Origin of the sequence: Pseudomonas khorasanensis (assembly GCF_014268505.2) — a bacterium.
Lineage (GTDB): Bacteria > Pseudomonadota > Gammaproteobacteria > Pseudomonadales > Pseudomonadaceae > Aquipseudomonas > Aquipseudomonas khorasanensis.
This window is the reverse complement of record NZ_JABWQP020000062.1, coordinates 1-310: the sequence shown is the minus strand read 5'-3', so window position 1 is coordinate 310 and position 310 is coordinate 1. Positions and strand designations below refer to the sequence as shown.

The 310-nt window shown below is 62.9% G+C and carries 1 protein-coding gene; it reads left to right on the top strand.

Annotation, left to right across the window (positions count from 1 at the left end; genetic code table 11):
- Positions 1-310 (top strand): type VI secretion system tip protein TssI/VgrG (gene tssI, locus HU727_RS25595; RefSeq protein ID WP_217847167.1); only part of this gene is annotated, 310 nt, incomplete at both ends.

Below are 310 nucleotides of genomic sequence, written 5' to 3'. Positions count from 1 at the left end.
GGTCAAAGTCCAGTTCCACTGGGACCGCGAAGGTCAGGCCGACGACAAGACCAGTTGCTGGCTGCGCGTCTCCAGCGCCTGGGCCGGCGCGCAATACGGCGGCATCGCCATCCCGCGCATCGGCATGGAAGTGCTGGTCACCTTCCTTGAAGGCGACCCCGATCAACCGCTGATCAGCGGCTGCCTGTACCACAAGGAAAACACCGTCCCCTACGCCCTGCCGGCGAACAAGACCCGCAGCACCTTCAAGACCCTGAGCTCCATGGGCGGCGGTGGCTACAACGAACTGCGCATCGAAGACAAAAAAGGT